24 protein-coding genes are annotated in these 24,683 nt (G+C 66.8%); 14 read left to right on the top strand and 10 right to left on the bottom strand.

Translation table 11 applies throughout. The annotated features are described in order from the left end of the window. The first annotated feature begins 109 nt into the window (after positions 1-109). From BLT71_RS19925 to BLT71_RS19950, 6 genes are all read left to right on the top strand, one after another. Positions 110-1,627 (top strand): fumarylacetoacetate hydrolase family protein, encoded by a 1,518-nt coding sequence (locus BLT71_RS19925; RefSeq protein ID WP_091724220.1) that lies wholly within the window; start codon positions 110-112, stop codon positions 1,625-1,627. Further along, the gene (locus BLT71_RS19930) at positions 1,620-2,279 is read left to right on the top strand and encodes a GntR family transcriptional regulator (RefSeq protein WP_091723608.1); all 660 of its coding nucleotides are present in this window, start codon (positions 1,620-1,622) and stop codon (positions 2,277-2,279) included. Before BLT71_RS19925 ends, BLT71_RS19930 begins: the two co-directional genes overlap by 8 nt. Positions 2,280-2,309: 30 nt before the next feature. Further along, positions 2,310-3,821: a 5-carboxymethyl-2-hydroxymuconate semialdehyde dehydrogenase gene (gene hpaE / locus BLT71_RS19935; RefSeq protein WP_091723610.1), complete on the top strand. Its 1,512-nt coding sequence runs from the start codon at positions 2,310-2,312 to the stop codon at positions 3,819-3,821. 108 nt (positions 3,822-3,929) lie between these two features. Beyond that, the gene (gene hpaD / locus BLT71_RS19940; RefSeq protein WP_091723611.1) at positions 3,930-5,024 is read left to right on the top strand and encodes a 3,4-dihydroxyphenylacetate 2,3-dioxygenase; all 1,095 of its coding nucleotides are present in this window, start codon (positions 3,930-3,932) and stop codon (positions 5,022-5,024) included. Positions 5,025-5,027: 3 nt separating this feature from the next. After that, complete coding sequence (gene hpaH / locus BLT71_RS19945; RefSeq protein WP_091723613.1) at positions 5,028-5,813, top strand: 2-oxo-hept-4-ene-1,7-dioate hydratase; 786 nt, start codon at positions 5,028-5,030, stop codon at positions 5,811-5,813. Beyond that, positions 5,798-6,613, top strand: a complete 816-nt coding sequence (locus BLT71_RS19950; RefSeq protein WP_172830015.1) for an HpcH/HpaI aldolase family protein — start codon at positions 5,798-5,800, stop codon at positions 6,611-6,613. The genes hpaH and BLT71_RS19950 overlap by 16 nt, the downstream gene beginning before the upstream one ends. 40 nt (positions 6,614-6,653) lie before the next feature. Here the strand turns inward: BLT71_RS19950 and BLT71_RS19955 are convergent, their stop codons facing one another. Both BLT71_RS19955 and BLT71_RS19960 read right to left on the bottom strand, forming a co-directional pair. Then, a complete protein-coding gene (locus BLT71_RS19955; protein WP_091723616.1) occupies positions 6,654-6,890 on the bottom strand; it encodes a hypothetical protein in 237 nt (78 codons plus the stop codon). Between the two features lie 184 nt (positions 6,891-7,074). Beyond that, a complete protein-coding gene (locus BLT71_RS19960) occupies positions 7,075-9,783 on the bottom strand; it encodes a PEP/pyruvate-binding domain-containing protein (RefSeq protein ID WP_091723617.1) in 2,709 nt (902 codons plus the stop codon). A 209-nt stretch (positions 9,784-9,992) separates the two neighbouring features. Between BLT71_RS19960 and BLT71_RS19965 the strand changes: the two genes are divergently transcribed. Continuing rightward, on the top strand, positions 9,993-11,402 hold the full coding sequence (locus BLT71_RS19965; protein ID WP_091723619.1) for an aldehyde dehydrogenase family protein: 1,410 nt from the start codon (positions 9,993-9,995) through the stop codon (positions 11,400-11,402). Positions 11,403-11,457: 55 nt separating this feature from the next. On the opposite strand, the gene BLT71_RS19970 is transcribed toward BLT71_RS19965, so the two are convergent. From BLT71_RS19970 to BLT71_RS19995, 6 genes are all read right to left on the bottom strand, one after another. Next, positions 11,458-11,844, bottom strand: coding sequence for a hypothetical protein (locus tag BLT71_RS19970; RefSeq protein ID WP_091723620.1), 387 nt, complete (start codon positions 11,842-11,844; stop codon positions 11,458-11,460). Positions 11,845-12,031: 187 nt separating this feature from the next. Then, positions 12,032-12,457 (bottom strand): heat shock protein transcriptional repressor HspR, encoded by a 426-nt coding sequence (locus BLT71_RS19975; RefSeq protein WP_056081345.1) that lies wholly within the window; start codon positions 12,455-12,457, stop codon positions 12,032-12,034. A 15-nt stretch (positions 12,458-12,472) separates the two neighbouring features. After that, on the bottom strand, positions 12,473-13,453 hold the full coding sequence (locus tag BLT71_RS19980; RefSeq protein ID WP_172830016.1) for a DnaJ C-terminal domain-containing protein: 981 nt from the start codon (positions 13,451-13,453) through the stop codon (positions 12,473-12,475). A 170-nt stretch (positions 13,454-13,623) separates the two neighbouring features. Continuing rightward, the gene (locus BLT71_RS19985; protein ID WP_091723624.1) at positions 13,624-14,298 is read right to left on the bottom strand and encodes a nucleotide exchange factor GrpE; all 675 of its coding nucleotides are present in this window, start codon (positions 14,296-14,298) and stop codon (positions 13,624-13,626) included. A 3-nt stretch (positions 14,299-14,301) separates the two neighbouring features. Further along, a complete protein-coding gene (gene dnaK, locus BLT71_RS19990; protein ID WP_091723625.1) occupies positions 14,302-16,173 on the bottom strand; it encodes a molecular chaperone DnaK in 1,872 nt (623 codons plus the stop codon). 263 nt (positions 16,174-16,436) lie between these two features. Beyond that, positions 16,437-16,757, bottom strand: a complete 321-nt coding sequence (locus tag BLT71_RS19995; RefSeq protein WP_091723627.1) for an ArsR/SmtB family transcription factor — start codon at positions 16,755-16,757, stop codon at positions 16,437-16,439. 94 nt (positions 16,758-16,851) lie between these two features. Between BLT71_RS19995 and BLT71_RS20000 the strand changes: the two genes are divergently transcribed. Continuing rightward, positions 16,852-18,147: an MFS transporter gene (locus BLT71_RS20000; RefSeq protein ID WP_091723628.1), complete on the top strand. Its 1,296-nt coding sequence runs from the start codon at positions 16,852-16,854 to the stop codon at positions 18,145-18,147. Positions 18,148-18,222: 75 nt separating this feature from the next. Here BLT71_RS20000 and BLT71_RS20005 read toward each other — a convergent pair whose 3' ends face one another. Both BLT71_RS20005 and BLT71_RS20010 read right to left on the bottom strand, forming a co-directional pair. After that, positions 18,223-18,513, bottom strand: coding sequence for a hypothetical protein (locus tag BLT71_RS20005; protein ID WP_091723630.1), 291 nt, complete (start codon positions 18,511-18,513; stop codon positions 18,223-18,225). A 204-nt stretch (positions 18,514-18,717) separates the two neighbouring features. Then, the gene (locus tag BLT71_RS20010) at positions 18,718-20,919 is read right to left on the bottom strand and encodes an MMPL family transporter (protein ID WP_091723631.1); all 2,202 of its coding nucleotides are present in this window, start codon (positions 20,917-20,919) and stop codon (positions 18,718-18,720) included. Positions 20,920-21,132: 213 nt separating this feature from the next. Here BLT71_RS20010 and BLT71_RS20015 point away from each other — a divergent pair, with 213 nt between their 5' ends. The 6 genes from BLT71_RS20015 (at position 21,133) to BLT71_RS20040 (ending at position 24,666) form a co-directional block, all read left to right on the top strand. Further along, positions 21,133-21,663, top strand: a complete 531-nt coding sequence (locus BLT71_RS20015; RefSeq protein ID WP_091723633.1) for a MarR family winged helix-turn-helix transcriptional regulator — start codon at positions 21,133-21,135, stop codon at positions 21,661-21,663. 66 nt (positions 21,664-21,729) lie between these two features. Further along, a complete protein-coding gene (locus tag BLT71_RS20020) occupies positions 21,730-22,548 on the top strand; it encodes a methyltransferase domain-containing protein (RefSeq protein WP_091723634.1) in 819 nt (272 codons plus the stop codon). Between the two features lie 70 nt (positions 22,549-22,618). Beyond that, positions 22,619-22,921: a type II toxin-antitoxin system Phd/YefM family antitoxin gene (locus BLT71_RS20025; RefSeq protein WP_322788305.1), complete on the top strand. Its 303-nt coding sequence runs from the start codon at positions 22,619-22,621 to the stop codon at positions 22,919-22,921. Further along, entirely contained in the window at positions 22,918-23,307 is a 390-nt protein-coding gene (locus tag BLT71_RS20030) for a type II toxin-antitoxin system VapC family toxin (protein ID WP_091723635.1), read from the top strand. The genes BLT71_RS20025 and BLT71_RS20030 overlap by 4 nt, the downstream gene beginning before the upstream one ends. Before the next feature lie 34 nt (positions 23,308-23,341). After that, a complete protein-coding gene (locus BLT71_RS20035; RefSeq protein WP_091723637.1) occupies positions 23,342-23,965 on the top strand; it encodes a LysE family transporter in 624 nt (207 codons plus the stop codon). A gap of 161 nt (positions 23,966-24,126) precedes the next feature. After that, on the top strand, positions 24,127-24,666 hold the full coding sequence (locus BLT71_RS20040) for a low molecular weight protein-tyrosine-phosphatase (protein WP_091723638.1): 540 nt from the start codon (positions 24,127-24,129) through the stop codon (positions 24,664-24,666). Positions 24,667-24,683: the final 17 nt, after the last annotated feature.

Here is a 24,683-nt window from a genome sequence, read left to right on the forward strand (position 1 = left end):
GCGACAAGTAGTCCACGGATGGCTATAGAGATGCCCGAAAAGTCGGGGGTTGACGGCAGCCGCCGGATGGAGAATAGTGATCGTATACGATTTCGTACCTGATGAGGAGATGGCTTTGGAGCAGGTCAACGGCGACACCCTGGCAGCAGCCCGCAAGGTGATCGCAGTGCACATCAATTACCCCAGCCGGGCCTCGCAGCGGGGCCGCACACCGGCCCAGCCGTCGTACTTCCTCAAGCCCTCAAGTTCGCTTTCCCTCAGCGGCGGCACCGTGGAGCGCCCGGCCGGCTGCGAGCTGCTCGGCTACGAGGGCGAGATCGCCCTGGTCATCGGGAAGGCCGCCCGCCGCGTCAGCATCGAGGACGCCTGGAGCCACGTCGCCGCGGTCACCGCCAGCAACGACCTCGGCGTGTATGACCTCCGGTACGCGGACAAGGGGTCCAACCTCCGGTCCAAGGGCGGGGACGGCTTCACTCCCGTGGGCCCGGCACTGATCCCGGCAGACGCCGTCGACCCCGCCAAACTGCGCATCCGCACCTGGCACAACGGCCACCTGGTCCAGGACGACACCACCGAAGACCTGCTCTTCCCGTTCGCCCGCCTCGTCGCTGACCTGTCCCAGCTCCTTACCCTCGAGGAAGGCGACATCATCCTCACCGGCACCCCCGCCGGCGCCTCCGTGGCCACGCCGGGCGACGTCCTCGAAGTGGAAGTCAGCACTGTCGATTTAAGCAGCAGCGACGGAGGCCTCACCACCGGGCGGCTGGCCACCACGGTGGAGGAAGGCACGACGGCGTTCGCGGACTTTGGTGCCCGGCCCATGGTTGACGACGTGCAGCGGGAGGAAGCCTACGGTTCCCGCGAGGCCGCGGGGCTCGCACCCGTTGACGAGGCACCCGGGGCGGGTGCCGCCGTCGGGCCTGCCCTCTCCCCGGAACTGAAAGCCAAACTCGAATCCGTGGCCACCGCCACCCTGTCCTCGCAGCTGCGCAAGCGCGGGCTGAACAACGTCAGCATCGACGGCCTGCAGGCCACCCGCCCCGACCGCAAGGTGGTGGGCCTGGCCCGGACCCTCCGCTACGTCCCCAACCGCGAAGACCTCTTCAAAACCCACGGCGGCGGTTTCAACGCCCAAAAGAAGGCCATCGACTCGGTCAACGAGGGCGAAATCCTGGTCATGGAGGCCCGCGGCGAGAAGGGCACCGGCACCGTGGGCGACATCCTCGCGCTCCGCGCCCAGGTCCGCGGCGCCGCGGCCATCATCACCGACGGCGGCGTCCGCGACTTCACCGCCGTGGCCGGCCTGGAAATGCCCACGTACTTCTCCAACCCGCACCCCGCCGTGCTGGGCCGCCGACACATCCCGTGGGACACGGACATCACCATCGCCTGCGGTGGAGCCACCGTGCAGCCCGGCGACATCATCGTGGCCGACTCCGACGGCATCCTGGTGATCCCGCCCGCCATCGCCGAAGAACTCGCAGACGACTGCATCCGGCAGGAGAAGGAGGAGACCTTCATCTTCGAGATGGTCCAGCAGGGAAACAGCGTGGACGGCCTCTACCCGATGAACACCGAATGGCAGGCCCGGTTCGCGGAGTGGGAAGCAGGAAAGCACAATGACTGACGCCACCGTGGTTGCCGGCAGCAAGTCCGAGCAGGCCTACCAGGCCGTCAAAGCCCGCATCGTGGAGGGCACCTACACCCCCGGCTACCGGCTGGTCCTGAGCATCATCGCCAAGGACCTCGGCGTCAGCGTGGTCCCCGTCCGCGAGGCCATCCGCCGGCTCGAGGCTGAGGGGCTGGTGACGTTCGAACGGAACGTCGGCGCCACCGTGGCAGGCATCGACCCCACCGAATACCTCTACACCATGCAGACCCTCAGCATCGTGGAAGGGGCCGCCACCGCGCTGTCCGCACCACTGATCGACGGGCAGGCCATCGCCCGGGCACGCGCCATCAACGAGGAAATGCGGGACTGCCTGGACCACTTCGACCCCGTCCGGTTCACGAAACTCAACCAGGATTTCCACTCCGTCCTGTTCGAGCACTGCCCCAATCCGCACATCCTGGACCTGGTGCACCGCGGCTGGAACCGGCTCGCGGCCCTCCGGTCCTCCACCTTCCGCTTCGTCCCCGGACGCGCCCTTGGCTCCGTCGAGGAACACGAAAACCTGCTGACGCTCATCGAAACCGGAGCAGACGCCGACACCATCGAAAAGGCAGCCCGCCAGCACCGTACCGCCACCCTGGACGCGTACCTCGCCCAAACCCGTTAGCAAGCTCAGCACCAGTAAAGGACTTCAACGATGACGACCTCAACAGAAACTGCCAAGCACTACATTCCCGAGGACCTGCCCACCCACATCCAGCACTACATCAACGGCGAATTCGTTGACTCCGTGGGCGGCAAGACCTTCGACGTCCTGGACCCGGTATCCAACACGAACTACGCCACCGCGGCGGCCGGCCAGAAAGAGGACATCGACCTTGCTGTCGCCGCCGCCCGCGAAGCGTTCGTGAATGGCCCGTGGCCCAGAATGAAACCCCGCGAACGGGCCCGTGTCCTTAACAGAATCGCCGACGCCGTCGAAGCCCAGGAAGCCCGGCTCGCCGAACTCGAAACCTTCGACACCGGCCTGCCCATCACCCAGGCCAAGGGCCAGGCCCTCCGCGCTGCCGAGAACTTCCGCTTCTTCGCGGACCTGATTGTGGCCCAGTTCGACGACGCCATGAAGGTTCCCGGCTCGCAGATCAACTACGTGAACCGCAAGCCGATCGGCGTGGCCGGGCTGATCACGCCCTGGAACACCCCGTTCATGCTTGAATCCTGGAAGCTCGCTCCAGCCTTGGCTACCGGCAACACCGTAGTCCTGAAGCCGGCCGAGTTCACTCCCCTGTCCGCGTCCCTGTGGGCAACGATCTTCAAGGACGCCGGCCTGCCTGACGGCGTGTTCAACCTGGTCAACGGCCTCGGCGAGGAAGCCGGCGACGCCTTGGTGAAGCACCCCGACGTCCCGCTGATTTCCTTTACCGGCGAGACCACCACCGGCCAGACGATCTTCCGGAACGCCGCCACCAACCTCAAGGGCCTGTCCATGGAGCTTGGCGGCAAGTCCCCGTGCGTCGTGTTCGCCGATGCGGACCTGGACGCCGCCATCGACTCGGCCCTGTTCGGCGTCTTCTCCCTCAACGGCGAACGCTGCACCGCCGGCTCCCGTATCCTCGTGGAACGCGCCATCTACGACGACTTCTGCGAAAAGTACGCCGCCCGGGCCAAGAACATCGTGGTGGGCGACCCCCACGACCCCAAGACCCAGGTGGGCGCGCTGGTCCACCCCGAGCACTACGACAAGGTGGCTTCCTACGTGGAGATCGGCAAGAGCGAGGGCAGGCTCCTGGCCGGCGGCGGCCGACCCGACCACCTGCCGGAAGGCAACTACATCGCACCCACGGTGTTCGCCGACGTCGCGCCCGACGCCCGGATCTTCCAGGAGGAAATCTTCGGACCCGTCGTGGCCATCACGCCGTTCGACACCGACGACGAAGCCCTCGCCCTGGCGAACAACACCAAGTACGGCCTCGCCGCCTACATCTGGACCCAAAACCTGACCCGGGCGCACAACTTCTCCCAGAACGTCGAAGCCGGCATGGTGTGGCTGAACAGCCACAACGTCCGCGACCTGCGCACGCCGTTCGGCGGCGTCAAGGCCTCAGGCCTGGGCCACGAGGGCGGCTACCGCTCCATCGACTTTTACACCGACCAGCAGGCCGTGCACATCACCCTCGGCAGCGTCCACACCCCCAAATTCGGCGCCTGATTCCTACCAGCCCAACTAGGTCGCAATTGTTGTCGTTTTGGGCCCCCATAACGACAACTACTGCCAGTCAGTTGGGTAAGAAACCCCTTTCAAAGAAGAGAGCATCCCATGACCAACTTCGTTCCCACCCCTTCTGTTGCGGCCCCGGACATCGTCCGCTGCGCCTACATGGAAATCGTGGTCACCGACCTCGACAGGTCCCGCGCGTTCTACGTGGACGTCCTGGGCCTGCACGTCACCGAGGAAGATGACAACAACATCTACCTGCGCTCCCTGGAGGAGTTCATCCACCACAACCTGGTCCTCCGCAAGGGACCCATCGCCGCCGTGGCAGCCTTCGCCTACCGGGTGAAATCCCCCGCCGAAGTGGACGCCGCCGAAGCCTACTACCGCGAACTCGGCTGCCGGGTGGAACGCCGCAAGGACGGCTTCACCAAAGGCATCGGCGACTCCGTCCGCGTCGAGGACCCACTGGGCTTCCCCTACGAATTCTTCTACGAGACCGAGCACGTGGAACGCCTCACCCAGCGCTACGACCTCTACTCAGCCGGCGAGCTGGTCCGCCTGGACCACTTCAACCAGGTCACCCCCGACGTCCCCAAGGGCCGGGCGTACCTCGAAGACCTCGGATTCCGCGTCTCCGAGGACATCAAGGATTCCGACGGCGTCACTTACGCCGCGTGGATGCACCGCAAGCAGACCGTCCACGACACCGCACTGACCGGCGGCAACGGCCCACGCATGCACCACGTCGCCTTTGCCACGCACGAGAAGCACAACATCATCCAGATCTGCGACAAGATGGGCGCCCTGCGCATCAGCGACCGGATCGAGCGAGGCCCCGGCCGGCACGGCGTCTCCAACGCCTTCTACCTCTACATCCTGGACCCGGACGGGCACCGCATCGAGATCTACACCCAGGACTACTACACCGGCGACCCGGACAACCCCACCATCACCTGGGACGTCCACGACAACCAGCGCCGCGACTGGTGGGGCAACCCCGTGGTCCCGTCCTGGTACACCGAGGCCTCCCTGGTCCTGGACCTCGACGGCAACACCCAACCCGTCATCGAACGCGAGGAAAAATCCGAAATGGCGGTCACCGTAGGCGCCGACGGCTTCTCCTACACCCGCAAAACGGACGGTGACGCCGGGCCCGCCGGGGAAGCCCAGGGTTTCAAGCTGGGAGCGCAGGTCTGACCGATGCTGGAGCCAAAGACGATTGAGGCCATCGCGGACGAACTGCTGGAGGCCGCCCGGACCCGCACCCCTGTCCCCCGCCTGACCGCCCGCTACCCGGGCATGACGGTGGAGGACTCCTACGCCGTCCAGCAGTTGTGGCGGCGCCGCAACGAGGAAGCCGGCCGGACCCTCGTGGGGCGGAAGATCGGCCTCACGTCCAAGGCCATGCAGGCCGCCACCGGCATCACCGAACCGGACTACGGCGCCATCTTCGACGACATGGTCCTCGAAACCGGGTGCACAGTTGAATGGGACCAGTACACCCACCCGCGGGTAGAGGTGGAACTGGCCTTCGTGCTGAAGGACGGGCTCAAGGGCCCCGGCTGCACCATCTTCGATGTCCTGAAAGCCACCGACTACGTGGTCCCGGCCCTCGAGATCCTGGACTCCAGGATCGAAATGGAAGGCCGGACCATCGTGGACACCATCTCGGACAACGCCGCCATGGGCGCCATGGTCATCGGCGGACGCCCCGTCAAGCCCGACGCCGTGGACCTCCGCTGGGTCTCGGCCATCCTCTACAAAAACCAGACCGTGGAGGAAACCGGGGTGGCCGCCGGCGTCCTGGACCACCCCGCCAACGGCGTCCACTGGCTCGTCAACAAGATCGCAGCCCACGGCGACTCCCTGAAAGCCGGCGACATCATCCTCGCCGGTTCCTTCACCCGCCCCCTCTGGGCCTACAAGGGCGACACCGTCCACGCCGACTACGGACCACTCGGGAGCGTGACGTGCCGCTTCGAATAGACCACACCTTCCGCGACACACTCGCCGCACAACAAGACGACGAAGGCCGCCCGCTGGCCGGGATGTGGGTTTGCTCCGGCAGCCCGCTGATCGCCGAACTCTGCGCCGGATCCGGCCTGGACTGGCTCCTGGTGGACGCCGAGCACAGCCCCAACGGCCTCGAATCCATCCTCGCCCAACTCCAGGCCATCCACGGCTACCCCGTCCACACCCTGGTCCGGCCCCCGGTCAACGACACCGTGGTGATCAAGCAATACCTGGACCTCGGCGTCCAGAACCTGCTGATCCCCATGGTCAATTCAGTGGCCGAAGCCGAAGCCGCCGTGGCCGCCACCCGCTACCCGCCCCACGGCGTCCGCGGCGTCGGCTCCGCGCTGGCCCGGGCAGCACGGTGGAACAGGGTCCCGGACTACCTGAACCGGGCCAACAGCACCATCAGCGTCACCGTCCAGATCGAATCCACCGCCGCCGTCGAAGCGGTCGCAGACATCCTCAAAGTGGACGGCGTCGACGCCGTCTTCATCGGGCCCTCCGACCTCGCGGCCTCCATGGGCCTGCTGGGACAGCAGGAACACCCCGAGGTGCGCGCCGCCGTCGAGCACTGCCTCGCCGCCGCAAAGGCCGCCGGGAAACCTGCAGGGGTCAACGCCTTCAACCCGGACACCGCACAGCACTACCTCAACAACGGAGCCGACTTTATCCTGGTGGGCGCCGACGTCGCCCTCCTCGCACGGGGCTCCGAAGCCCTCGCCGCGAAGTATGTAAAGCAGCCCAACGGCGAAACCCAGGCCAGCTACTGATCAGCTGCTTGCCGGCGTGTTAGGGCAAAACGCCCGGGCGTCAGCCGACGCGCGTGTAGCTGATCTCCGTTTCCCCTAACGCACCGCCGGGGAGGGTCACATACGTGCCCTGCGCCTTGCTGGCAGTTTCAGGAAAGTCTTCCGGGTGTGAGACGTAGCTGCCCTCGGGGCGCGGCGACACTTCCTGCCCGGCGGGCAAGGTGACGTAGCTGCCGCCGCGGGGGACGGCGGTGGCGTCGATTGCGCCGGCTTCAATGAGGTAGGACTGCAAAGCCATGGTGTTCTCCTGCGTTTCTGGGGGCGCCCAATACCCACTTCGCCTGCGGCATGGCGGCAGGAGGAAGCGTGATTTTCTCTGGTGGGTATGCGGTGCGTTTGCCTGGATCCGGGGAGGAATCACCCGGCAGTCCTGTCAGGACTTCACCGGCCTGCCGTTGATTCTAGGGCTTAATATGACCAGTTCACAATAACTTTTTTGTTGATGACGCGGAATCATCGATTGTGGCCTGGGCTGCGGGCAGGACAGTGACCGTGCCGGCGTCCCCGTCCACCAGGACCTGCTGCCCGGTGGTGAGCCGCTGCGTGGCCACCCCGGTGCCGAGGACAGCGGGGATGCCGTACTCGCGGGCCACGATGGAACTGTGGCTCAGCGGGCCGCCCACATCCGTCACCACGGCCGAGGCCATGGCGAACAGCGATGTCCAGGCCGGCGTGGTAATCCGTGCCACCAGGACATCGCCCGGCCGCATTTGGCCGAAATCCTGGGGCCCGGACAGCACGCGGGCAGGAGCGCTGACCCGGCCCGAGCTCGCACCGACGCCCCTGATGACGTCACCGCTCTGGTGCTGCGATCCGGCCGGCATCCACGAGCCGAAGGACCGTTCCATCCACCGGCTCTCCGGAAGCATCTGCGGGGCAGCGGCCTTCGCCTGGCCCCGCCACAGCATCCGCCGCTCCTCGACGGCGTCGGCACGGACAGGGCGGGCCGTTCCGGTGATGGCCACGGCCGCAGCACCGGCCGCCTGCGTGCCGGGTGCGGCGAGCCCAAACTCGACGGCGCTCCGCAACTCCTGGAACCGCAGCCAGAACACATCCTCCGGGGCGGCGATTACGGAGGACGCCACCAGCCGACGCCCGAGTTCGAGCAGTGTCCGCCGCAGCAGCGGCCAGGCGAGCCCGACGTCGGCGAGGGCATCCTCCCGGATCGGCGCCGTGGCCTGCGCCCACCGCAGCAGGCGGAAGAACACGGCGCGCCGGCGGGGTCCCAGCCGGGCCGCCGCAGCACGGGTCAGTTCTTCCCGGCGCTCGGTCAGGAGCCTTTGGCGCTCATGCGGATCGGTGCCCTGGCCGCGCAGGTAGAACTTCACCGTCTCCAGCAGGGTGGCGGGGTCATCAGCCGGCACCGGGGTGGCGAAGTCCAGGTTGTAGACGGCGTGGCCGTAGAGATCCAGATGCTCCTGGAACGTGAACCGCCACTCCTGCCACAGGACGTCGTCCACCCCTGCCGGCGGCGAACCGGTGCGCTGGCACTCGGCGAGTTCCGTCGTCGGCCGTTCCAGCAATACCGCTGTGAGCCCGGGGTCGCTGCGCGCCCACCCGGCCAGGTCGTAGAGCGACTTCTCGGCGCGGATAGGCTCGCTGTCGAAGCCGAGGAGCAGTGCCTGCGCCGGAGGATCCCCGTCCCGCCGGACCAGCTTGTCGTAGAACGCCCGGAAGGACAGCTCGCTGGTGGCGGCGAGCGGGATGATGGACTGCACGGCGGTGTAGTAGACGGTCCCGGCATCCAGCAGCGATTGCGCGCCGGCCAGCAACTCCCCGCCGGGCAGCTCCTGCAGTGGCTTCGCGGCCCAGTCCTTGACCACCCGCTGGTACTTGGGGTGCGAGTATTCGCGCCAGCCGGCTACGCCCATATGTGCCTCGCCGCGGAACAGGGCGCGGAAGGCCGCCGGCGATTTGGCCATCATCCGCCACATGCCGGAGTTGCGGTAGTAGTAATAGGCGTAGCCGTTGACGGTGGGCAGCCGGACGTCACCGTCTCGGACGGCGCTCTTGCCCACCGCCGTGGCCAGCAGGGCCTGCAGCGACCTCGCCACGGAGCCGTCAATGAGGTCGGCGAAAAGTGGCGTCAACGGGTCCGGCAACTGCTCCACGATGCTGGCCCGGAAGTACATGCCCTTTGGGTAGGGCAGGGGCCAGGTGTCCGGGATGTCGGCCGCCGGCTCCGGCAGGGCGGTGATGGGACGGGACTGCAGGATGAAGAAAGTGCCGTCGGCACGCGCCCATTCGATGTCCTGCGGCGCCCCGAAGTGCTCCGCAATCCGCCGGCCAAGAGACGCCAGTTCGGCAGCTGCGGGGTCGTCCAGGACGGGCGCACGACGGCGGGCTGCCGCCACCGGCTGCTCCCGGGTCCCGCCCTCCGCGTACACGGTCATGACGGTTTTATCGGCGGTCTGGCGCGAGAGCACCTTTCCCGTGGCTGCCTCCACCACCAGGTCATCGGTGCTGACGGTGCCGCTGACCACCGATTCGCCGAGCCCCCAGGCGGCACTGATGACTGCCTGGTCGCGCCGGCCGTTCGCGGGGTTGGCAGTGAACATCACCCCGGCTGCCTCGGCTTCCACCATCTGCTGGACCACGACGGCGAGCCGCACCTGGCCGGGCAGCACGCCTTCGCGGGCCCGGTAGGCCATGGCTCGCGCCGTCCAGAGCGAGGCCCAGCAGCCGATGACCGCTTTCGTCAGGGCCTCGAATCCACGGACGTTCAGGTAGGTGTCCTGCTGCCCGGCGAAGCTGGCCGAGGCCAGGTCCTCCGCGGTGGCTGACGACCGGACCGCCACCGGGACGTCCGCTCCGCCGAGGAGCCCATAGGCGCCTGCAAGCTCGTCCCGCATCCCGCCAGGCAGGGCGCCGCCCGTGAACAGGGCACGGATCCGGTCCGAGGCAGCCGCATAGTCCCCGGGCGCAGCATCAGGGGACACCGCGGCCAGACGCTGGATTTCGTCGCCCAAGCCGTTGGCGTTGACGAATTCGGCGTAGGCATCGGTGCCCAGTACGAATCCCGGCGGAACCGGCAGCCCGGCATGGATGAGCCCGGCCAGGCCCAGGGCCTTGCCGCCGGCAGCGGCCAGATCGCCGTTTCCCACGTCGTTGAGACCGTTGATATATGGCATGACCGCACGTCCTTGCTGCCCGGCGGGGGGCGGTGCCGTGAACCTGATCCTCAACATCATGGCACCGCGTCGCGGGACTGGCCACTGTTCCCTCCGGGTCAACAGTCCTGCGCCACAACACAAGGGACGCGCCCCGTGCTCAACCACACTGGGAAGCAGCCCGCCCAGCCGCCCGGCTGGCGTCCTTGCCTACTCGAAGTGGAGTACCCGTGGAAACCTATGATGCGCTTCTGGCCGCCATCTCGCCCGCCCCCGGCACCGGCCGGACCATCCTGGACCCAGCGACCGGCGCGGCCGTGGGAGAGGCTCCGGTGCACGGAGTGGCGGACCTGGAAGCGGCCATCACCGCTGCCGCCGCCGCGCAGCCCGCGTGGGCTGCCCTGGGCCACGAGGCACGGTCCGCCGTCCTCCTCAAGGCGGCCGACGCCGTCGAACGCTCAGCGGAGGAGCTCGCCCAGCTGCTCTCCCGCGAGCAGGGCAAGCCCCTCAACGGGCCCAACGCCCGGTTCGAGGTGGGCGCCTGCGCGGCCTGGCTCCGCGCCGCGGCCGGCACTCCCCTGGAAACCGAAACCCTGGTGGACGACGGCGAAACGCGCGCCGAACTGCACTACCGGCCCATCGGCGTCGTGGGCGCGATCGGGCCGTGGAACTGGCCCATGATGATCACCACCTGGCAGATCGCCCCCGCCCTCCGCATGGGCAATACCGTGGTGGTCAAGCCGTCCGAGTACACGCCGCTTTCGGTCCTGGCGCTGGCCAAGGTGCTCAACGAGGAACTTCCCGAGGGGCTGCTGACCGTGGTGTCCGGCGGGCGGGAAGTAGGCGAAGCGCTGGCCTCGCACGGGGCGGTGGGCAAGGTCATGTTCACCGGGTCCACCGCCACAGGCAAGGCGATCATCCGGTCGTCCGCGGACACCGTCAAACGCCTCACGCTCGAGCTCGGCGGCAACGACGCCGGCATCGTCCTGCCCGGCACCGATCCCCGGGCGATCGCCCAGGACCTCTTCTGGGGCGCCTTCATAAACACCGGCCAGACCTGCGCCGCGCTCAAGCGCCTCTACGTACATGACTCCATCTACGACGCCGTCTGCGAGGCACTCACCGATGTCGCGAAGGCCATGCCGATGGGGAACGGCCTGGACGAAAACAACGTCCTGGGGCCGCTGCAGAACAAGGCGCAGTACGACGTCGTCGCGAACCTCGTAGAGGCGGCCAGGGCTTCCGGAGCGCGCATCATCGTCGGCGGAAACCCGGAAGCCAGCCAGCCCGGCTACTTCTACCCCGCGACGCTGGTGGCGGACATCGACAACGGCAACCCGCTGGTGGCCGAGGAACAGTTCGGCCCCGCGCTGCCGATCGTCCGCTACGGCAGCATCGACGAAGCGGTGGAGATGGCGAACGCCCTCGACGTCGGCCTGGGCGCCTCGGTATGGTCCTCCGATCCCGCGGCGGCCCGTGCGGTAGCTGCCCGGCTCGAAGCGGGCACCGTCTGGATCAACCGGCACGGCGCCGTCGACCCGCGGATTCCGTTCGGCGGGGCCAAACAGTCCGGCTACGGCCTGGAATTCGGCGCCGAAGGCCTCAAGGCCCTGGGCGTACCGCAGGTCATTAACGGCTAAATCATCAACGGCCGGTTCATCAACGGCTGGTTCATCAACGGCCGGGGGCTCCGGCTCACCCCATGGCAGGAGCCACCGAGGTGCGGGCGGACAGGTGGCGGCGGGCCCAACGGGCGAGCTTTTTGCCCTTGCCCTGCCACCAGTTGTCCTCGTCCTTGCCGTAGTGGAACCGGAAGATGATGGCGGTCAGCACGAACATGCCCATCACCACATCGATCCACGACGACACCACGATGGCCACCAGGACCGTCAGGGCATCGGCGATGACCGCCGGGATGGCCAGGGTCCGGAAGACGGTGCTGGCCACGTAGCGCCGGTGCGACCGCGGAACGGACGTTGCCCGGACCATGTCGAAGCAGACGCACACCACCACGACTGTTTGCCCGATGGCCAGCAGGGTCTGTCCGGGCACCGAAGCGCTGAAGGACGACACTGCTTCCATTCCCGGGCTCATGACCGGGCCAAGAAAAGAGAACCAAACATGGAATAACCCCCAGAAACGAATGGAACCACTGCTGCAACAGCAGTGGTTCCATTGAAGGTTTCCTTGGGCGGGGCTGCACGAGTAGTGGGTACTCTATTTTCGCCAAGCGGCCAGGCGCCGGTTACTCACCGGCCGGCTGCTGCCGCTACTGCCCGATGGCGCGGGGCCGCCACAGCACCACGGCCTGCGACCGCGGACGGGGGCGCTGGCCGCGGGCCAGGCTCACGACGTCGCCGGCCGCGCCCGCGGCAAAGATGCGGGAGTCGAACGCCTGCGGGCGCCGCCCCAGTTCCTCGGTCAGTTCCAGCACGCGCCGCTGCAGGGCAGACACCTGGTTTTCGAGTTCCAGGATGCGTTTGATCCCTTCGAGGGAGACGCCTTCCTGGGACAGCCGCTGCACTTCGCGGAGCATGTTGACGTCGCGCTGCGAGTACCGCCGGGATTTCCCGGGGGCACGGCTGGGTTTGACGATGCCCAGGCGGTCGTACTGGCGGAGCGTCTGGGGGTGCATGTCAGCCAGCTCAGCCGCCACGGAAATCACGAAGATGGGCTGGTCAGCGTTGATGTCCACGGCACACCTCCTCCGCTACAGCCGGGCCTTGGCGGCCAGGCCCTCTCGGACGTCAGCGCCGGCCGTGGCCTCGGCGAAAGCCTTCACGGCGGCCTCGGCCTCCTTGTTCAGGTTCTTGGGAACCGCGACGTCGATGGTCACCAGGAGGTCACCCGTCGCCTTGGAGGTCTTCACACCTTTGCCCTTCACCCGCAGGGTACGGCCCGACGGCGTGCCGGCCGGAACACGGACCCGAACCTTCTCACCGTCGATGGTGGGCACCTCGATGTCACCGCCCAGGGCAGCCTCGGGGAAGGTGACCGGGACGTGGATGCGGAGGTTGTCGCCGTCGCGCGTGTAGAACTCGTGCGGCTTAACCGAGACGGCAACCACCAGGTCGCCATTGCCGGCCTGGCCGGGCTGGCCCTTACCGCGCACACGGACCTTCTGGCCGTCCTTGATGCCGGCGGGGACGCGAACATCGATGACTTCGCCATTGGGTTCGCGCAGGCCGATGGTGGTGCCGCGGATGGCACCGGAGAACGAGATGCTGGTGGATGCGGTGCGGTCCGCGCCCTTCTGGGGTGTCCGCTGGAACCCGGGCGAGCCGCCGAAGCCGCCGCCGAACAGGTCCGCGAACTCGGGCGGGATATTGCCGGAGGACGGGTTGAAGCCGCCGGCGTGCCGTCCCGTGTTGCCGGTGAACAGGCCGCCGAACAGGTCCTCGAACCCGCCGTTGCCGCCCGCGGCACCGCCACCGCCGGGAGCGAACCGGGCGCCACCGCCCATGGCGCGGATGGCATCGTACTGCTGGCGCTCATCAGCATCGGAGAGCACCGAGTAGGCCTCGGAGACGTCCTTGAATTTCTTCTCGGCAGTTGCATCGCCGGAGTTGGTGTCCGGATGGAACTGCCGTGCCAGCTTCCGGTAAGCCTTCTTGATATCGGCGTCGGAAGCGTCCTTGGCAACACCAAGGATCTTGTAAAAGTCCTTGTCCACCCAATCCTGGCTAGCCAATGGCGTTTCCTTTCAAAAGTACAAAAAGCGTTAAGGCGAGGTTACCGCCAAGCGACGGACGGATAAGGGGCCCGGGAGTGGCATCGGGCCTGCCGAAGCGTGGCGGCTTGGTCCGTTAGGACCGAGCCGCCACGCGTAGGGGCGGGGCCCCTTATCCGTTCGTGAGCGAACTAAGCCGGAACAGCCACAATCACCTGTGCTGCGCGGAGCACGCGGTCGCCTGATTTGTAGCCGGAGCGGAGCACCTGGCTGACGGTGTCAACCTCGATGTCTTCGCCGGGCTGCTGGATCAGGGCCTCGTGGACCGTGGGGTCGAACTCCACGCCGGTTTCGTCGATGCGGACCAGTCCGTAGGTCTTCAGCGCGTTCTCCAGCTTGGCGGCGATCGCGGCGAAGGGGCCGTCGGTGAGGTCGCCGTGCTGCCGTGCGGCGTCGACGTCGTCCAGGACCGGGAGCAGGGAGTTCAGGACGCCGATGACGGCCATTTCCCCTGCCACGGCGCGGTCGCGTTCAACGCGCTTGCGGTAGTTGACGTACTCGGCCTGCAGGCGAAGGAGGTCGTTCTTCAGCTCGGCTGCCTCAGCGTTGGCGGACCCGGCGGGAACACCCTGGGCCACGGATTCCCCTGCGGGCACCTCGACGCCGTTAAGGATCTCCTCGGCCTGGGCCAGCGCGTCGCCGTCGGAATCCTGTGCGGAACCGGGCTGCCCGCCTTCAGGGTGCCGGGCCTGGCCGGTCACCGGGTCAACCTTGCGGTTGTCCCGGATGACCGGTTCCTGGCTGTTGCCCTTGCCCTCCTGGTTCGCGGATGAAGAGTGCTCTTCCTCGTTACCGTGATGGGGCATGGCTTACTTCTTCGCTTCGTCTTCGTCGATGATCTCGGCGTCGACGATGTCTTCGTCGGCCTTGGAGCCATCGCCCGCTGCTGCGCCTTCGGCACCCGCGGCACCGGTGGCGCCGTCCGGCGAACCGGCCTGGGAGTAGATGGCTTCGCCGAGCTTCGTCTGGGAAGCCTGCAGCTTCTCGAACGCGGTCTTGACCTCGGCGTCGTCGGTGCCTTCGAGTGCCTTCTTGAGGGCGTCGACGTCGGCCTGAACCTCGGTCTTGACCTCTTCGGGCAGCTTGTCGGCGTTGTCGGCGATCAGCTTGTCCACGGAGTAGGCGAGCTGCTCTGCGGAGTTGCGGGTGTCGGTTGCCTCGCGGCGGGCCTTGTCATCTGCGGCGTGTTCCTCGGCGTCACGGACCATGCGGTCGATGTCTTCCTTGGAGAGTGCAGTGCCGCCGGTGATGGTCATGGACTGTTCCTTGCCCGTGCCCTTGTCCTTGGCGGAGACGTGGACGATGCCGTTGGCGTCGATGTCGAACGTGACCTCAACCTGCGGGACGCCGCGAGGTGCCGGAGCGATGCCGGTCAGCTCGAACGTGCCCAGCGGCTTGTTGTCGCGGGTGAATTCGCGTTCGCCCTGGAAGACCTGGATGGCCACAGACGGCTGGTTGTCGTCAGCGGTGGTGAAGGTCTCGGACCGCTTGGTGGGGATGGCGGTGTTGCGCTCGATCAGGTGCGTCATGACGCCGCCCTTGGTTTCGATGCCGAGGGACAGCGGGGTGACATCGATCAGGAGGACGTCCTTGCGCTCACCTTTCAGCACGCCGGCCTGGAGTGCAGCGCCAACGGCCACAACTTCGTCCGGGTTCACGCCCTTGTTCGGTTCCTTGCCACCGGCAAGTTCCTTGACCAGCTCGGAGACGGCGGGCATACGGGTGGAGCCGCCCACCAGCACGATGTGGTTGATGTCGGAGAGCTTGATGCCGGCTTCCTTGATCACGTCGTGGAACGGCTTCTTGGTGCGCTCGAGCAGGTCCTTGGTGAGGTCCTGGAACTTGGCGCGGGTCAGCTGCTCGTCCAGGTGGACCGGGCCGTCGGGGGTGACGGACAGGTACTGGAGGGAGACGTTGGTGCTGGAGGAGGAGGAGAGTTCCTTCTTGGCCTGCTCAGCGGCTTCGCGGAGGCGCTGCAGGGCGATCTTGTCCTTGGACAGGTCGATGCCCTTGACCTTGAGCTGGTTCAGCAGGTAGTCAACAACGCGCTGGTCCCAGTCGTCGCCGCCGAGGCGGTTGTCACCGGCGGTGGCGCGGACCTGGATGGTGGAGAAGTTGTCTTCGTCCTTGCCGACTTCCAGCAGGGAGACGTCGAAGGTACCGCCACCGAGGTCGAAGACCAGGATGAGTTCGTCTTCCTTGCCCTTGTCCAGGCCGTAGGCGAGTGCTGCGGCGGTGGGCTCGTTGACGATGCGCAGGACGTTCAGGCCAGCGATTTCGCCGGCTTCCTTGGTGGCCTGGCGCTCGGCGTCGTTGAAGTAGGCCGGAACGGTGATGACGGCGTCGGTGACCTTTTCGCCCAGGTAGGACTCGGCGTCGTTCTTCAGCTTCATCAGCGTGCGCGCGGAGATTTCCTGCGCGGTGTACTTCTTGCCGTCGATGTCCACTTTCCAGTCAGTGCCCATGTGGCGCTTGACGGAGGCGATGGTGCGGTCGATGTTGTTGACGGCCTGGCGCTTGGCGATCTCGCCAACCAGGACCTCGCCGGACTTGGAGAACGCAACGACGGACGGCGTGGTGCGGCCACCCTCGGCGTTGGCAATAACGGTGGGCTCGCCACCTTCGAGAACGGAGACGACGGAGTTGGTGGTTCCGAGGTCGATACCTACTGCACGTGACATGTGTTGCTTCCTTCTTTCCTTGGAAACTTGCTGGCGCCCGCATGATTGAGCGTTCTGCACTCAACTTTACTCAGGACTCACATGATGTCAACTGAAGTTGAGCGTACTCCACTCAACTCTGGTCGCCTATGGACACGGATCACGACGGCGGCAATCACCTGAGGCCCCCAATGGCGGCGAATTCAGGGGGTACTAAAGGCCGGTTCCGCTCTGGGAGAACGTGCACCAACCGCAACGGAACGGCACTCAGGGAGTGGGCGGCGTTACTGCACCGGTGCGTCGAGGACTGCGGGGAGCAGTCCGGGGAAGCGGGCCTCCAGGTCCTCGGACCGGAGGGTCAGGCGGCGGCCCCGGCCGTTGGCCTCATTGCGGATGACTCCGGCCTCGCGGAGGACCTTCATGAGGTGTGATTTGGTGGACTTCGGCATGTCCGGAACCCTGAGCGAGCAGTCAGCCATGTCGAGCGGGCCGGAGCGGAGCTGGCGCACGACGTCCAGCCGCTCAGGATCGCTCAATGCGAAGAGCACGCTGGGCAGATCGAGATCCGCGCGGGTGGGGTGGGGGAGGTTCGCCGGCGTAGCCACGGTTCGATATTAGTTGAACCATTGGGCCTGGTGCCAGTAGGCTAATGATTCGATATTTTTCGAACCAATGCCCAAACCCGGAAGGTGGCACGTTGTGACGCACTCCCCCGCAGCCCGGCCCCATGAAGCACGCCGGCGGCTGGGCTTTGTCCTCGTCGCTGCTGCCACGGCAGCAATGATGGCCGGCGCCAGCGCCCCATCCCCCTTCTACCCCACCCTGCAGGAGCAGTTGCATCTGCTGCCGGTGGCTACCACGGGGATTTTTGCCGTCTACGCCGTTGCGCTGCTGGCGGCACTGCTGGTGTTCGGATCCCTTTCGGACCACCTGGGACGCAGGCCGGTCATCAGCGGCGCTTTCATCCTGCTCGCCGGCAGCGTCACGGCATTCCTCCTCGCGGACTCGCTGCCAATGCTCCTGGTGGCACGCGTCCTGCAGGGCATCGCCAGCGGCCTCCTGCTGACCACGCTTTCTGCGGCCATTGCGGATCTCGAAGCTGAGGACGACCCCGGCTCGAGCGCGGCCTGGAACACGGTGGCGCCACTGGGCGGCCTGGCGCTGGGCGCCCTGGCGTCCGGGCTGCTGCTGGATCTGATGGCTGAGCCGCGCACCCTGGTGTTCGTCTCGCTGTCGGTCATTTACATCGCTTTTGCCGCGCTGGTGTGGGCAGCACCGGAAACCTCGCCCCGCGCGCCAGGCCTGGCAGCATCACTGAAGCCGCACCTGACCCTGCCGCCGGCAGCCCGCAGCGGATTCGTCAGTGGTGCGCCGGCCGTGTTTGCCGGCTGGGCCACGGGCGGGCTGTACCTCTCGCTCGGCGCCGCGATTGTCCACACAACGTTCGGCATCCGGGAGCACCTGTGGCAGGGCATGGTGATCACCATCCTGGCCGGCGTCGGAGCCGCAGCGGCCGCAGTCCTGCACCGGTTCGGCGCCCGCACCATCACCATTTTCGGTACCACGGCCCTGGCGCTGGGGACCGCCCTGTCACTGCTGGCCATCGGGCTGGGCTCATTCGGCCTGTTCCTGGCCGCCGTAGTGGTGGCCGGAGCGGGATTCGGGACAGCCTTCATGGGCGTCATCCGGTCCATCAGCCCCCTGGTTGAGGACCACGAACGTGCCGGCACCTTCGCGTCGCTCTTCGTGGTGCCCTACACGGCTTTCGGTATTCCCGCCGTGCTGGCCGGCCTGCTGGCACCTGTCCTGTCACTCCCGGTGACCACCTACGCCTACGGTGGCCTGGTAACGGTGCTGGCCACTGTGGCAGCGATCAGCCGGGCCCGCAGCAAGGACGCTGGACAGCCCGGCGAAGCGGGAGGCGGCAACGCCGGAGAGGCCCGGAACGAGGCAGAGCGCATCGGCGCCGGAGCGGCTTCGGACGCCGGGCATTAGGCTCGCCCGGGCACAACGACGGCGGCCGGCCGATTCGGCTGGCCGCCCGCTTGGCCGGATCAAACGGCGGGGCTCCTACCGATCGGACTCCGGACGCCCGTGCAGCGGCCCGCGCTCATCCTCCGTGGCCTGGACCTGCCCGTCGGTCAACCCCTCCCGGACGGCCTCTTCCCCGCGATCACTCCCGCTGGTGCCGGCGTCGCCGTAGTCGCCGTCGGGATACTGGCCGTCCTCAAGGTTTTCGGAGGGAACTTCGACCGCGCCGGCCTCGCCGTAGTCGCCGTCCATGTACTGCCCGCCCTCGCCTTCCATGCCGGGGGCAGCTCCGCCCTTGCGGGGTTCCTCATCAGCGCGGTTTTCACTCATGCGTCATCTCTCCTTCGAGTTCCGCGTCCAAGCGGGCGCATTGGCAGTTTATCGAGCCATGGAGCCCGCCAACAGGGTGCTGAAACGGGTCTTTTCAGCACCCAATGCGGGCCACGGTGCCACCCGGATACGGCTGCTGCCGCCACCGTGGAGCGGTGGCGGCAGCAGGGCCGTACGGACTGATGACTGGCGGAGCGCCGGCCGTCAGCGGCTGGAGACCTCCTCGAGGGGTTCGACGCCGGGCTCCCGCGGCTTGTCCTCAGCAGAGGCGCCGGCCCGGGCGAGCTTGCCGGGCCACCAGATCTTCGGGCCGAGGTCGTACGCCAGGGCTGGCACCAGCAGCGAGCGCACCAGCACGGTATCCAGCAGCACACCGAAGGCCACGATGAAGGCCAGTTGCACCAGGAACATGATGGGGATGACGCCCAGGGCAGCGAAGGTTGCCGCCAGGACCACGCCGGCGGAGGTGATGACGCCGCCGGTGACGCCGAGGCCGCGGAGGATGCCGGGCCGTGTTCCGTGCTTGATGGATTCTTCCCGGACCCGGCTCATCAGGAAGATGTTGTAGTCCACGCCCAGGGCCACCAGGAAGACGAACCCGAACAGCGGGACGGTGGCATCTGCGCCCGGGAAGCCCAGGAGGTTGTTGAACACCAGCGCGGAGACACCCATGGCGGCGGCGTAGGACAGCACCACGGAGAGCACCAGCAGGACCGGCGCCACGATGGAGCGCAGCAGCAGCATCAGGATGAAGAGGATGACCACCAGGACCACGGGGATGATGATCACCAGGTCACGCTGGGCGGTGGTGTTGGTGTCCAGCGCAGTGGCCGTCACGCCACCCACCAGGGCACCGGAGTCAACAGCCTTCACGTCAGTCCGGAGCGCTTTGACGGCTTCTTCTGCCTCGAGGGAGTCCGCGGCGGAGTTCAGGGTGGCGTTGATGAGGACCTTGCCCTCGCGGACGTCCGGCTCGCTGGGCGCGCCGGGGGCTCCGGTGATGGGAACACTGCCCTGGGCCAACAGATAGGCGTCGCCCACGCCGCCGGCCGCCTTGACCGCGTCCAGGACTTCCTGCGCCTTGGACTGGTCCGCAACCACGACGGCGGGGCTGCCGCTGCCGGCGTCGAAGTGGCGCGACAGCGCATCCTGGCCGTCCACGGCGTTGGAGGCCGTGAGGATCACGTCGGTCTGGGGCACCCCATTGGCCTTCAGCTGCAGGACGCCGGCAGAGGCGACCAGCAGGAGCAGGACGGAGCCAATCCAGATAGTCCGCGGGCGGCGGGACACCACCGAACCGGTGGCGCGCCACAGCCCCTTCTGGCCCTCGAGCCCGGTCACCAGCTCGGGCTCGCGCTCCTCGGCGGGCACCAGCTTGGGCCGGAAAGGCCAGAACGCGGCACGGCCCAGCAGAGCCATGAGGGCGGGCAGGAGGGTCAGCGCGGCGAACAGCGAGCAGAGGATGCCCGCCGCGGCCACCGGGCCGAGGGCCTTGTTGGAGTTGAGGTCGGAGAACAGCAGGCACAGCAGCGCGATGATTACCGTGGCGCCGGAGGCCAGGATGGGCTCGAAGGAGGCCTTCCACGCAGTGATCACCGCCTTGGTCCGGTTGGTGGTGTGGGTGAGCGCCTCACGGAAGCGGGCCACGAACAGCAGGGCATAGTCCGTTGCCGCGCCGATCACCAGGATGGACAGGATGCCCTGGCTTTGGCCGTTCAGCTGGATCCAGCCCGCTTTTGCCATGCCGAACACCAGCAGGATGGCTGCGCAGAGGGCAAAGACGGATGTCAGCAGGACCATGATGGGCAGCAGCAGGGACCGGTACACGATCAGCAGGATCACGAACACGGCGGACAGGGCCACCAGCAGGAGGATGCCGTCGATCCCGCCGAACGCCGCCGTCAGGTCCGCTGCCAGGCCCGCAGGACCGGTGACGTAGGTCTGCATGCCCTGGGGCGCCGCCTCCGCCACGGTGTCCCGCAACTCCTTGACGGCCTCCTTGACCTCCACGGAGCCACCTATGGGGGCGATGAACTGCACGGCCTTGCCATCCGCGGACGGGATGGGGCCAATCACTGCGCTGCCCAGTTTCAGTTCCTCCAGGGTTGTCCGGAGCCCGGCAACTTCGCCGAGCTGGGCGGGAGTGAAGGCCTCGGTGTTCTCGATGACGATCACCCCGGGAACCTCGTCCGAGTCACGGAATTTCGCCTGCCAGTCCTGGGCCTCCGTGGCCTCGGCGCTGGCCGGGAGGAACGACGCCTGGTCGTTGGAGGAGACTTCCTCCAACCGGCCGAAAGTGGGGCCGCCGATGCCGGCAAGGCCAAGCCAGGTCAGCACCAGGATGACGGGGATGAGCCAGCGGAGCCAGAACGGGACACGTTCTTTGGCTGCAGTCTGATGTTTCATGATGCCTTCCGTGCGGAGGGTCCTCGCGGGACAAAGCGGAGTAGGATTGATTCCACCTTAGACTATCTCCATGATAGAGATAAGTGCCAGTCAAGCTTTTTCGCCTCGAAGTCTGCTGCGGGCCCCTGCCACGCAATACCAAGGCAGCTGAAGTAATATCCCTCAGGGCCAGTGCGCGCAGACGGACGGCCCCGCGAACTCCAGGAGGTGACGATGAACGGCAGCAACCCCTTCAACACCGGCCCAGCCGCGCCTGAAACACCTCGTACCGGCGGACCCCACCCCTTGGTCCGGCTGCTGCAGGACTTCACGCTGGAGGCCAACCGTTACGTGGACGCCGCCGGTGGCCGCAAGGACATGCACCGGACGGACCTGAACGCCCTGGCCGTCATCATGCGCCACACGGCGAAGGGCAACGTGGTCACACCGGGACTCCTCCGCAAGGAACTGAACCTGAGCTCGCCCGCCACCACGGCCCTGATCGACAGGCTGGACAACTCCGGCCACGTGGTCCGCGAGCGCCACAGCTCGGACCGCCGCCAGGTCCAGCTGAAAATGACCCCCAAGGCCTTCACCGAGGGCGGTGCCATCTTTGCGCCACTCTCACGCCACATGGGACAGGCCATGGCGGAGTTCACCGACGCTGAGCTGGAGACCGTTTCGCGCTTCATGGCCGCCATGGTGGACGCCACCATTGCCGCCCGCGAGGATTCCCCCGAGCCCTCCGGCCCTGCCGCCACCTAGCAGACGCTGCCGTTTTGACGGCCCCAACACCAGTCCCTGCCGCCTGGTTGGGAGTAGCGTTTGTCCATGAGCCACCAACAGCCTGAAGACGACGTCTACACGCACGGCCACCATGAGTCCGTAGTCCGGGCCCATGCCGCCAGGACCGCCGAGAATTCAGCGGCATTCGTCCTGCCGCACCTCACCCGGGGAACGGACGTGCTCGACGTCGGATGCGGGCCGGGCAGCATCACGTGCGATTTTGCCGCCGTCGTCAGCCCGGGCAAGGTCACCGGCCTGGACCGCTCACCGGACATCATCGCCCAGGCCCAGGCGCTCGCCGTCGAACGCGAAGTGCCCAACGTGGAATTCGTGGCCGGCAACATCTACGACCTCGACTTCGCGGACGGGACGTTCGACGTGGTCCACGCCCATCAGGTGCTGCAGCACCTGACCGACCCCGTCGAGGCACTGCGGGAAATGCGCCGGGTGGCCAAGCCGGGCGGCATTGTTGCCGTGCGGGACGCCGACTTCCACGGGATGAGCTGGTACCCCGCCATCCCGGAGCTGGATGAATGGATGGACCTCTACCAGCTCATTGCGCGGCGGAACGGAGCCGAGCCCGACGCCGGGCGGCGCCTGGTCAGCTGGGCCCAGTCCGCGGGCTTTCACGACGTCGCCCCCACCAGCAGCAACTGGCTCTACGCCACGGGCCAGCAGCGCCGCTGGCAGGCCCGCGTCTGGGGTGAACGGGTGCTGCATTCGGCGTTCGCTGAGCAGGCCCTGGAGTACGGTTTCGCCAACCCGGCGGACCTGGCGCGGATCTCAGCCGGCTGGCACCGCTGGGGTTCCACTGACGACGGCTGGTTCCTGATCCCGAACGGGGAAGTCATCGCCCGCGCGTAGGTTGGGCCGGCTTTCCACATGGACCCAAGGTTCCCTGCCGCGCATGCGCCGGCAGGCATAGCGTCGGGTCATGACCCATTACGGAGACCACGAATATTGGGCTGAACCTTATGCCGTGGAGGTTGACCAACTAGACTTGGTCAACATGGGACAGTACAACGTCCAGGAAGCCAAAACCCGGCTTTCCGAACTGCTGAACCTCGTGGAACGCGGCGAGGACGTGGTCATCGCGAAAGCCGGACGCCCCGTTGCCCGGTTGGTGAGGATCGAGCCTCCCACCAAGCGGGAACTTGGGTTCCTGGGTCCGCTCCACATCCCGGACGGGTTTTATGAGCCGTGGACAGAGGAGGAAATGGGAGTTGCCGAAGAATGAAGCTGCTCCTGGATACTCACGTCTTCCTCTGGGCAATCGCCGAGCCGCGGAGGCTCTCCACCAAAGCCCGGAACGCCATCACCAAACTGGACAACCAGGTGTTCGTTTCGCCGGTGACCGCCTATGAGCTGTCCTACAAGCACAGGCTCGGAAAGCTTCCCGCCGGGTCTGCGATAGTCGCGAGCTTTGGGCGCCAACTCGCCCACCTCTATGCGTCCGAGCTGCCGGTCAGCGCATCCCACGGGCTTGCTGCCGGACAACTCGACTGGGACCACAAGGATCCCTTTGACCGCATGCTGGCAGCGCAGGCCATGGTGGAGGGTTTTACCCTGGTCACGGCGGACGGGAGTTTGCAGGCCTTCGAACCGGTGGCCACATTGTGGTGAAGGGCCAACCTGCCGGCCCCCGTAAGATTGGTTAGTGCAATTTTCCCTGTGGCTGGCCCTGGCAGGCGCCGGCGCCCTCATCAGTTTCACCCCCGGTGCCGGCGCTATCAACACCATGAGCAATTCCCTGAACGCCGGCTTCCGCCGCTCCATCTGGGGAATCCTGGGCCAGCAGGCAGCGCTCGTTGTCCACGTGCTCATCGTGGCGCTGGGCGTTGGGGTTTTGGTTTCCGGTTCTCCGCTGGCCTTCAACATCATCCGGTACGCCGGTGCCGCCTACCTGGTGTACCTGGGCATCCGGCAGTTCCTCAGCAAGCCCGCCGTCCAGGAGGAGCAGGCGGCCGCGTCCACGTTCGAGCCCGCAGTGTCAATTTTCCGGCGGGGTTTCTGGGTCAACCTCCTGAACCCCAAAGCGATTGTTTTCTTCCTGGCCTTCACGCCGCAGTTCATCCGGCCCGAAGAATCGCTGATCACCCAGTACGCCATCCTGACGGCCACCATCGTGGCCATCGACATCCTGGTCATGTGGTTCTTCTTCGCCGCGGCCGCGCGCTCATTCCAGCGCTTTACGCAGACCGAACGGGGCCAACTGGTCCTCAGCAAGGTGTTCGGCGTGCTGTTCGTCGGCGTCGGAATCCTGCTGGCTTTCATCCACTGATCAGTGGATCCGGCCGCCGGACGGGCGGCCCGCCGGGCGAACCGGCGCCCTCAACCCTGCTCCTTACCCATTTCCACCAGCCGTCATGCATCTTTACAAATCCGTCAAATATTGTGAATCGCCGCTGGCCAACAGTGGCCATAAAGCGCATGCTTAGACACATGAACTCAACGTCGAGCCCATACCGCGTCATTGCCGTCTGCACGGGCAATATCTGCCGCTCCCCCATGGCTGAACACATGCTCCGGGCGGCACTCGAACGCGAGGGGCTGGACGACCTGGTAATGGTGGACTCAGCCGGCACCACCGGGTACGAGGCGGGGCGGCCCATCGATCCGCGCGCGGCCCGCCGGCTGGCCATCACGCAACTCACCACGGACTTCCATGTGGCCAGGGAGTGGGACCACGGCTGGTTCCGCGACCGGGACCTGATTCTTGCGCTGGACATCGACCACTATGCGTGGCTGAGCCAGGCGGCTCCGGACAGGGAGTCGCTGGAGAAGATCCGGATGCTCCGCAGCTTCGACCCCGCCATGACCGGCCGCGACCTCCTGGACCAGGGCATCGAGGATCCCTGGTACGGCGGGCACGCCGATTTCGACGCCGTCTGGCATCAGATCCACACCGCGATGCCCGGCCTCGTTGACCACATCCGGGCAGCGGTTGCAAGCAATGCACGCCTGGCGCGGCAGGCGCACTGAAAACGGTACGCTCTACT

The sequence above is a fragment of the Pseudarthrobacter equi genome, assembly GCF_900105535.1.
Classification (GTDB): domain Bacteria; phylum Actinomycetota; class Actinomycetes; order Actinomycetales; family Micrococcaceae; genus Arthrobacter; species Arthrobacter equi.